Origin of the sequence: Rhizobium sp. IBUN, from assembly GCF_000510625.1 — a bacterium.
Classification (GTDB): Bacteria; Pseudomonadota; Alphaproteobacteria; order Rhizobiales; family Rhizobiaceae; genus Rhizobium; species Rhizobium altiplani.
Genome location: NZ_AZNV01000035.1, coordinates 50,198 through 59,211, shown reverse-complemented (window position 1 = coordinate 59,211; position 9,014 = coordinate 50,198). Strand labels below are relative to the sequence as shown.

Sequence of the window (9,014 nt, the reverse complement as noted above, 5' to 3'; positions counted from 1 at the left end):
CCCGGCTCCTACTGCGACCGCCGATCAGGACGGCCTTCGTTCTCGCATGGTCACTCTGGCGACGAGAGCATCAAGCCTACGCAATGAGCGCTCACTACAAAACAAGACACAAAACGCAACTGTAGTACTAGTAGACGGCCTTGCAACGCATAACGTTCCTTGTCGCCCGCAACACACCGTTGCGGGCGAAACTCTTTCGGGAGCTAGCGCCACACAAGGGCGACCGAAAGAGCCAGAGCCAACGCCATCGCGATATTGAAGAACCGCGCCGAACGTGGGGTGCGTAGAAACTGTGCCACGAGAGCGCCGAGGACAAGCCATACGAACCCGGCGGGAAACGCGGCGGCTGCGAACAGCGCCCCCATCCACAAGGCGCCACGTGCATCAGCGTGCTGTGAAGACACAAGGAAGGTGCTGCCTGCGCTCAGCGCAACCAGCCAACCTTTCGGGTTTAGCCACTGGAATAGAAAAGCCTGCCGAAATCCAACCACGCGCCTCTGGCCATCCGCTTCAACAGTACCGGCATTGGCGATCTTCCAGGCAAGCCACAACAGAAACAGAGATCCTGCCAACTTCATCGCTATTACGATCGCCGGCGCCGCGGCGACAATTTCTCCGACACCGAAGGCGCTTAGAACAATCATTGCGCCCATGCCAAGCGATGCACCGAGCGGACAGCCGATGCCTCTCAAAGTGCCGACAGCAGCACCTGTGGACAGGACCAGAGTGTTACTGGGTCCCGGTGTAACCGCCGCGATAAACGCAAACAGCAAAAACGCCAGTGTCTGCCCTGTATCCATCATACTCTCCTCGTCATTTCGAAAGCGGGAGAACATTTACGACTGGCGTGCCTGCTCGTATTGTACGTCTGTGCGCATGGCGTTTTCCTGGGAGCGCGAAATCTGGGCGCCCCAGGAAACGCTACCGCAACCCGCAGGAGGTCGCGGCTCCGATATCAGATCGTGAAAACTTCAATCCGCAGAATGTCCCAGCTGTCCTTGTCGGGCGCAATCAGCAAGCCACCACTGGTGTGATGCGGCAGGTAAGGCGAACCGTCAAAACGGGCCGCATGCGCGCCAGCCTCGATGCTGATCAGGGTGCCCGCGAGATGGTCCCAGGGCATGAGCTTATTATACATCAGATAGTGGACGTGACCGCCCGCAAAGGCGCGGTACTCATGGGCAGCACAGCGATAGTTGGCAAGGAACCGAACCTTGGCCAGATTGGCAAGGATCTCGCTGCGCTTCGGCTTCGGCAGGAAGCCCGTCGATGCCATGCCGACCATCTCCTCCAGCGCGACGGGCGCTGCAACGGCGAGCCGCTCCGCCTCCCCGCCAGGACGCCGAAGCCACGCGCCACCGCCCTTCTCCGCCATTACCCAGTCATCGCCCATCGGGTCGTAGATGATGCCGGCAACTGTTTCGCCCTTGGACACGACGGACGCCATCACGCCGAAGGCCGGAATGCCGGATGCGAAATTGAAGGTCCCATCAACGGGATCGACCACGATGGCAAGGTCCGCTCCCTCGAGCTTGCCGAGCAGATCAGGATCCGCCGCGACCGACTCCTCTCCGATGAACACGGCATCCGGCCAGAGTGCAGCGGCTTCAGCTTTAATCATCCGCTCCGCCTGCAGGTCCGCCTCCGTCACCAGATCGGTCGCTTCGCTCTTGGCGCGCACGTCATCGCTTCCAAGTCGACGGAAGCGCGGCAATATCTCTGCCTTCGCCGCCCGCCTCAGGAGATCGGCAAGCGTCGTTACATCTATCGTGGAACACATGGACTTTCCTTCTTTGCCGTGGGCGCCGACTATTCACTCTTCGGCGCGGTCTCTCCGGCCATCAGGCCAGCGAAATCGAAAAGCTTGGGATCGAGCAGATGCGACGGGTTCACATGCGCAAGCGCTCTCAGCATCGTATCCTTGCGGCCCGGCATACGCCGCTCGATATCGGCGAGCATGTCCTTCATCGCATTGCGCTGCAGCCCGTCCTGGGAGCCGCAAAGATCGCATGGAATAATCGGGAACTGCATGGCAGCCGCGAACTTCGCCATGTCGTCTTCCGCGCAATAGGCGAGCGGGCGCAGCAACACGAGGTTGCCCTCGTCATTGAGCAATTTGGCCGGCATCGAAGCGAGCCGCCCGCCATGGAAAAAGTTCATAAAGAAGGTTTCGAGAATATCCTCGCGGTGGTGGCCGAGCACCAATGCGTCACAGCCCTCCTCCTTGGCAATCCGATAAAGATTGCCGCGACGCAGGCGCGAACAGAGCGAGCAATAGGTCGCTCCTTCAGGAACCTTCTCCTTCACGATGGAGTACGTGTCGCGATACTCGATGCGGTGCTTGACGCCGACCTTGGTGAGATATTCAGGCAGGATATGCTTTGGGAAGTTCGGCTGGCCCTGGTCGAGATTGCAGGCGATCAGTTCCACCGGCAGAAGACCGCGCCACTGCAGGTCGAGAAGAAGGGCGAGCAATCCATAAGAGTCCTTGCCGCCGGAGAGACCGATCAGCCAACGCGTCTGCCCCTTCAGCATCGCAAAATCGTCGAATGCCTGTCTGACGTTCCGCAACAGCCGCTTGCGCAGCTTGTTGAACGACACCGAGTCAGGAGCTTCGGCAAAGAGCGCGTGCGCGATCGCCCCATCCGCGTTCGGCGTTTCCAGCTCATCGGCAATGTTGGCTGCGATGTTCATTTTCTCGTCCAATCAGAGTCTGCCTCCGCCTTAGCAGAAAGCGTCACGACAACCCAGCATCAATCGCCGAAAACAGACCACCCAGTGCGGGCCGCCAGCATTTCGAGCGCGACAGCACCGAGCTGCGAGTTGCCGACCTCGTTGAGCCCCGGCGACCACACCGCAATCGAGGCAATGCCGGGCGCCACTGCAAAAATACCACCGCCGACACCACTCTTGCCGGGGAGACCGACGTGATAGGCAAAGTCGCCGGAACCGTCATAGTGGCCGCATGTCAGCATCAGCGCGTTGATACGCCGCGCCCGCTTCGGCGACACAACGGAGTGGCCAGTCATCGGATTGCTGCCGCGTGCGGCCAGAAACAGCCCGGCCTTCGCCAGCTGCTCGCAGGTCATCGACAGGGCGCACTGGTGAAAATAGACGCCAAGCACGTGTTCGACTGGGTGATCGAGGTTGCGATAGGCCCGCATGAAGTTTGCGAGCGCGAAATTGCGGTAGCCCGTCTGTGTCTCGGATTTTGCAACGCGATCATCGATGGTGACCGACTCGTCATCGGCGAGATAGCGGACGAAGCGCAGCAACTCACCAATAGCCTCGCGTGGCGCATGGCCGGCCATGACAACATCGGTCACGGCAATTGCCCCCGCGTTGATGAAGGGATTGCGTGGAATGCCCTGCTCGTGCTCGAGCTGGACGATCGAGTTGAACGCCGAGCCCGAAGGCTCGCGGCCGACCCGCTTCCAGAGTCCCTCGCCGACCTTGCCGAGTGCAAGCGTCAGCATGAAAACCTTCGAGATGCTCTGGATGGAGAACGGGACATCGGCATTGCCGACGCTGTAGACCTTGCCATCCACGGTGACGACCGCTAGGCCGAACTGGTTTGGGTCGACCTTGGCGAGTTCCGGAATGTAGTCCGCAACCTTCCCCTCGCCGATACGGGGGGTCAGCTCCTTGTGGATGCTATCGAGAACTGCCTGCAAGTCCGTCATCGTATCTCCCCAGATAACAAAAAAGCCGCCCCAGGAGGCGGCTTTTCCGTATGCGAAAACGCCTCGCGATTAACGCGAATAGAATTCGACCACCAGATGCGGCTCCATGACGACCGGATACGGTACGTCGCCGAGCGCCGGAACACGAGCGAAGGTAGCAACCATCTTGTTATGGTCAGCTTCGATGTAGTCCGGAACGTCGCGTTCAGCCAAGCCAACAGATTCCAGAACGGAAACGAGCTGCTTCGACTTCTGACGAACCTCGATGACGTCGCCAGCCTTGCAACGGTAAGAACCGATGTTTACGCGGACGCCGTTCACGGTCACGTGGCCGTGATTGACGAACTGGCGAGCAGCGAAAACGGTCGGAACGAACTTGGCGCGATAAACGATCGCGTCAAGACGAGACTCCAGAAGACCGATCAGGTTTTCCGAGGTATCGCCCTTGCGGCGGTCGGCTTCAGCGAAGATCGCGCGGAACTGCTTCTCGCGCAGGTCACCGTAGTAACCCTTGAGCTTCTGCTTGGCGCGCAGCTGCACACCGAAGTCAGAAAGCTTGCCCTTGCGGCGCTGACCGTGCTGGCCCGGGCCGTATTCGCGGCGGTTCACCGGGGACTTAGGACGGCCCCAGATGTTTTCGCCCATACGGCGGTCAATCTTGTACTTGGACGATTCGCGCTTGCTCATCGTATTTCCTTTCAGAAAGTTAGAACGGTCTGTTGCCAAACCGCGTGAAGGAAACACGCCCTCCTTTGATCTTCTTTCGAGGATCCGACAGGATCATCCCATTACGCGAACAGGACAAATCCACGGGACATGTCAAATGAAACACCGGACATCTCTGCCCGGTGCTGGGGCGGTCTTTAGGGCGAAGTCGCTGGAATGTCAATCACAATTCCACGTTTTCGCCCGTGGCATTCGCCGACGCGGCCTACTTGGCGCTGGCCGTCTCGGTCTTCAGGCCGAGCGCGTCGCTGATCGTATAGAACAGATCCGTCTGGTCCGTCAGGCCAGTGACATTGGCAGCGCGCGGCCCGTAAGCAGCAATGCGAAGCTGCGAGCCGGTATGGCCCTGGTCATCCGCATCGTCGGAGTTGCCGTAGCTCACGGCCATCACGGCGCCGTCCTTCGTCATCAACGCTTCCGTCAAGCCCGGAGCCTTGGCGTCGGCATCGATGATCTGGCTCGCGTGCGCATGATCGGCGGTGATGATGACGAGCGTGTCGCCGGCTTCTTGCGCAAACTTCAACGCTTCCTGAACGGCTTCATCGAGATCAACCGTTTCGCCGATCTGGCCGCACGGGTTGGCGGCATGATCCTGCTTGTCGATCGACGCTCCCTCGATCTGCAGGAAGAAGCCCTTCTCGTTCGTCCTGAGCAGTTCGATCGCCTTGGCCGTCATCTGTGCCAACGTCGGGGTTGCCGACGTGCGCTTCTCGTTGGGCTTGCAGACGACCGGCTCCTTCTCGACATTGCCGTAATGGCTGGCCTTCGGGCCTTCCCAGCGAACCGGCATATTGCCCTCGGCAAACAGGCCGAGTACCGGCGCACTGTCGTTCGCCTGCTTGACGGCCTGGAGCTCGTCAAGGTTCGAGACGATCTTGTAGCCTCGTTCCTCCGCCTGCTGGCGAAGCGTCTTGTCCTTCCATTCGCCGGCCTTGGCGGTCTCGCCGAAGCTCTTTGCGCCCCCGCCGAGTGTCACGTCGGGGCGCGTATTCAGCAACTGCTCGCTGATCGAACCTTTGCCGCCGTTTTCAAGCGCGTTCGTCGGGCACTTCTCTGTGGTGGATGCCGGACTGTAGCACTTACGCTGGGTCACGTGCGCGATCTGCACGGCTGGCGTTGCATCCTGCAGTTCGGCTGTCGAGACATTGCCTGTGCCAAGACCGGCAGCCTTTGCCTTTTCGATCAGCGTTTCGTGGCTCTTCTCATGAATGTCGATGCCGATCGCGCCGTTGTAGGACTTCACGCCCGTCGCCCAAGCGGTGCCCGAGGCAGCAGAGTCGGTCACATAGGTCGGCTTGCCCGTCTTCTTGTCGAGCGAATAATGCGTGTATTGCCCGGTGACCGGAAGCGCATCGATGCCCTTGAAATACTGGCCCGCGCCGACCGCATAGTTGCGTGCGATGGTGATCTCGGAGTCGCCCATGCCGTCGCCGATCAGGAGGATGACGTTCTTCGGGCGGGTATCGATGAGCGCGGCGCGATAAGCCTCGGTGATGTCGCCGGAAAGGCGGCGTGCGCCACCGGGAGCGCTGAGATCCGCGCTTGCCGCACGTTCCAGAAGCTTGTTCGCCGCATCATCGGCATAGCCAGGCTGAAGGGCAACGGTTGCAAGCAGGCCGCCGACGACAAGGCGCAGCAGCTGGTGACGAACGTTGTTTCTCATGACCGAGATCTCCTTTTGATAATCCGCATCGACCGCACGGGTCGCGCGCCTTATCCACCAACCGAATGAAGCTCTTGTGACAAAAGCAACTTCTTCGTGTGACATTAGAGATCGAGTATAAACCGGGCACATTGTCCGCGCGCTATTTGCCGTCAATTCGGCCGTCATTCTGCTGCGGAGCGCACCTCATCCACATCAGGCGCATTGGCATCGCCGGGAGCGGTCTGGCAACTCATGTCGGGGAAAGCGACGATGCGCTTGCCCGAGAAGTCCGTGTGCACAACCACAGTCCCCTGCTCCTCGAAATAGCCAAGTAGACGTCTCGCACGCCGGGCCGAGTGGGTGCCGTAAGCGCGCGCAATCCGTGCATCCGAGGGGCATGGTTCGCCACAAATTGCCGCTTTTGCCAACATCAGGAAAACACCCTGAAGATCGTCGGTGACGCCAGAAGAGAGCGACAACGCCATTCCCCAGGCCTCGGTTTCTGCGGTCGCCGCACCTACGCCGGAACGCGAAATCGCCACGCGGCGTCGGAACTCCGACAAAGACATCGGAGCACCTGGAACCCGGCGCATGCGAAGTCGCACCAGGAACTCCTGGTAAAGCACGGAATCTGTTCGGAATCCGGAGCTCGGATCGTCCAGTATTTCGTTGAGCACCGCCGTCAGCCGCTCCTCCCGTTCCTCGACCGACAGCTCGGGCTGAGGCGCACGCGTCTCCGAAACCGGAGCCGAGGCAGCAGGAGCCGATCGCGACAACTCCGCGAGAATATCGGTGGTCGGCCGTGGTGCGGGCGCGGCGCGCCGAACGATCGGCCGCTGAAATTCTTCCGGATCCGGGGTGAAGATCAGGTCTTCGACGTCCTGCGGTGCGTCCGGCAGCGGCATGAGCTTGGGGCTCGACGAACGCGCCGAGGTCTCGACATTGCCGATCTGGATCGGCAGCGGGCGGCGGGACAAGGCCGGCCCAAGCGCAACGAAATTGCCACGCTTCAGGTCGCGGAACATTTCCGCCTGCCTGCGATCCATCCCGAGCAGATCGGCAGCACGCGCCATGTCGATGTCGAGGAAGGTGCGCCCCATCAGAAAGTTCGAGGCTTCCGCGGCCACGTTCTTGGCAAGCTTTGCCAGGCGCTGCGTCGCGATCACGCCGGCAAGACCGCGCTTGCGGCCGCGGCACATCAGGTTCGTCATGGCGCCAAGCGACATCTTGCGGGCATCTTCCGAGACGTCGCCGCCGACCGAAGGCGCAAACATCTGCGCCTCGTCGACCACGACGAGAACCGGATACCAGTATTCACGGTCGGCATCGAACATGCCGTTGAGGAAAGCGGCTGCGGCGCGCATCTGCTGCTCGATATCGAGACCCTCGAGGGTCAGAACGCAGGAGACGCGATGCTGGCGGATACGATTGGCAATACCGGCCAATTCGGCCTCGGTGCGCTCGCCGTCGACGACGACGTGGCCGAACTTGTCCGACAGTGTGACGAAATCACCTTCGGGATCAATGATGACCTGCTGCACCCACTGCGCTGATTGCTCCAGCAGACGGCGGAGCAGATGCGACTTGCCGGAGCCGGAATTGCCCTGCACCAGAAGACGGGTAGCCAGAAGCTCTTCGATATCGAGCGTGGCCGGATTGCCTCCCGACGCCGATCCCATATCGATACCAACCTGCAATGTCACATTCCTCTTTCAATCAAACACGGCGTCCTAGCAGGTTTGGCCGTGTCTTTGGCAACACGCCCGCGCAAACCCACAGAAGAAAAACGTCAGAAACTTGCCTTCAACATTCGCGTAAAGGCCAGGCTGACCGCGAGAGGTACCAGCAAGACCGCCAATCCGACCCGTAGCCCTGATACCTCCGCGATAAAACCGATCAGAGGCGGTCCGATCAGAAAGCCGGTCAGTGCCATGAAGGATAGGATCGCGACATTGGCGGCCGCCGGTCGATCCCTGAGGCTTGCCGCCGCGGTAACAGCCAACGGAAAGCCGACCGACACACCGATCCCAACCAGTGCAAAGCCCGCCAGCGTCACCAGGCTATGCCAGGCAAAGACGACCATGAGCATGCCCACCAGCGAAGCCGCGCCGCAGCCCCGGGCCAGTGAAATCGCCCCGAGGCGCTGTTTCAGATGGTCGCCGCTGAAACGGCCCACCGCCACCATCATGGCGAAAATCGTATATCCGATACCGGTCATCATGCCGTCGGTCTGGAAAACGTCCTTGAGATAGACGGCAGACCAGTCGGCGATCGCTCCTTCGGTCATCGTAATCCCGAAGACGAAGGCGCAGATGCCGAGAAGCGCGCTGCTTGGCAGCTTGAACGGCATATGCGGCGGAGCCGCGCCAGCTTCGCGATCGGGCGGCAGGCGGAGACTTGCCACTATGGCAAACGGCAAAACGACGAAGGCTGCCGCCATGATCGCCCATTCGGCCGGCACGGCAATCGCCACCATTCCCGAACCAAGCAGGCTGCCGGCCATGATGCCTAGGCTCCAGAAGCCATGGCACCGGTTCATAATTACAGAGCCGGTATCCTTCTCAGCACGATCGGCTTCGACATTCAACCCAAGCTCCAGCGTCGACATGGCAACGCCAAGGAGGGCAAGCGCGATGAACAATTCAACCGGCGTCCGGGAGAAGGCCGGAAGGCAGACAATCACCGAGAAAACTACAAATCCTGCGATGACGGTGGTTTTGCCGCCGATGCGCGACACCACACGTCCGGCGACAGGCAGCGTCGTGAGGATGCCGACCGGCATGCCGAGCAGCGCCAGCGCAAGATCAGCAGGACCGAGCCCCAGACGAGCCTGGATTTCGGGAATGCGCGGCAACCAGCTGCCAAATGCAATCGGTTGCAGGAAGAAGATAGCCATAACAAGTTTTTGGAAAGACATGCGGAGCCTGGCGGGATCGATGCGAATCACAACCCTCAGTTTG

At 60.5% G+C, this 9,014-nt stretch carries 8 protein-coding genes; all 8 read right to left on the bottom strand.

Features of this window, described 5'->3' with window-relative positions; all coding sequences use genetic code 11:
• Positions 1-203: 203 nt before the first annotated feature.
• The gene (locus RHIBUN_RS0125225) at positions 204-800 is read right to left on the bottom strand and encodes a LysE family translocator (RefSeq protein WP_025661703.1); all 597 of its coding nucleotides are present in this window, start codon (positions 798-800) and stop codon (positions 204-206) included.
• A 155-nt stretch (positions 801-955) separates the two neighbouring features.
• A complete protein-coding gene (locus RHIBUN_RS0125220; RefSeq protein ID WP_025661702.1) occupies positions 956-1,780 on the bottom strand; it encodes an inositol monophosphatase family protein in 825 nt (274 codons plus the stop codon).
• 29 nt (positions 1,781-1,809) lie between these two features.
• Positions 1,810-2,694 (bottom strand): tRNA 2-thiocytidine(32) synthetase TtcA, encoded by an 885-nt coding sequence (gene ttcA, locus RHIBUN_RS0125215; protein WP_025661701.1) that lies wholly within the window; start codon positions 2,692-2,694, stop codon positions 1,810-1,812.
• Between the two features lie 59 nt (positions 2,695-2,753).
• Complete coding sequence (locus RHIBUN_RS0125210; protein ID WP_025661700.1) at positions 2,754-3,683, bottom strand: glutaminase; 930 nt, start codon at positions 3,681-3,683, stop codon at positions 2,754-2,756.
• A 69-nt stretch (positions 3,684-3,752) separates the two neighbouring features.
• Positions 3,753-4,370, bottom strand: a complete 618-nt coding sequence (gene rpsD / locus RHIBUN_RS0125205; RefSeq protein ID WP_025661699.1) for a 30S ribosomal protein S4 — start codon at positions 4,368-4,370, stop codon at positions 3,753-3,755.
• Positions 4,371-4,614: 244 nt separating this feature from the next.
• Complete coding sequence (gene phoA / locus RHIBUN_RS0125200; protein WP_025661698.1) at positions 4,615-6,072, bottom strand: alkaline phosphatase; 1,458 nt, start codon at positions 6,070-6,072, stop codon at positions 4,615-4,617.
• 164 nt (positions 6,073-6,236) lie between these two features.
• Complete coding sequence (locus RHIBUN_RS0125195; RefSeq protein ID WP_025661697.1) at positions 6,237-7,751, bottom strand: ATP-binding protein; 1,515 nt, start codon at positions 7,749-7,751, stop codon at positions 6,237-6,239.
• Between the two features lie 92 nt (positions 7,752-7,843).
• Positions 7,844-8,971 (bottom strand): MFS transporter, encoded by a 1,128-nt coding sequence (locus RHIBUN_RS0125190; protein WP_025661696.1) that lies wholly within the window; start codon positions 8,969-8,971, stop codon positions 7,844-7,846.
• Positions 8,972-9,014 lie beyond the last annotated feature (43 nt).

Coding starts and splice junctions, on each gene's coding strand:
- RHIBUN_RS0125225 (WP_025661703.1), bottom strand. CDS start 800: ATGGATACAGGGCAGACACTGGCGTTTTTGCTGTTTGCGTTTATCGCG.
- RHIBUN_RS0125220 (WP_025661702.1), bottom strand. CDS start 1,780: ATGTGTTCCACGATAGATGTAACGACGCTTGCCGATCTCCTGAGGCGG.
- ttcA (WP_025661701.1), bottom strand. CDS start 2,694: ATGAACATCGCAGCCAACATTGCCGATGAGCTGGAAACGCCGAACGCG.
- RHIBUN_RS0125210 (WP_025661700.1), bottom strand. CDS start 3,683: ATGACGGACTTGCAGGCAGTTCTCGATAGCATCCACAAGGAGCTGACC.
- rpsD (WP_025661699.1), bottom strand. CDS start 4,370: ATGAGCAAGCGCGAATCGTCCAAGTACAAGATTGACCGCCGTATGGGC.
- phoA (WP_025661698.1), bottom strand. CDS start 6,072: ATGAGAAACAACGTTCGTCACCAGCTGCTGCGCCTTGTCGTCGGCGGC.
- RHIBUN_RS0125190 (WP_025661696.1), bottom strand. CDS start 8,971: ATGTCTTTCCAAAAACTTGTTATGGCTATCTTCTTCCTGCAACCGATT.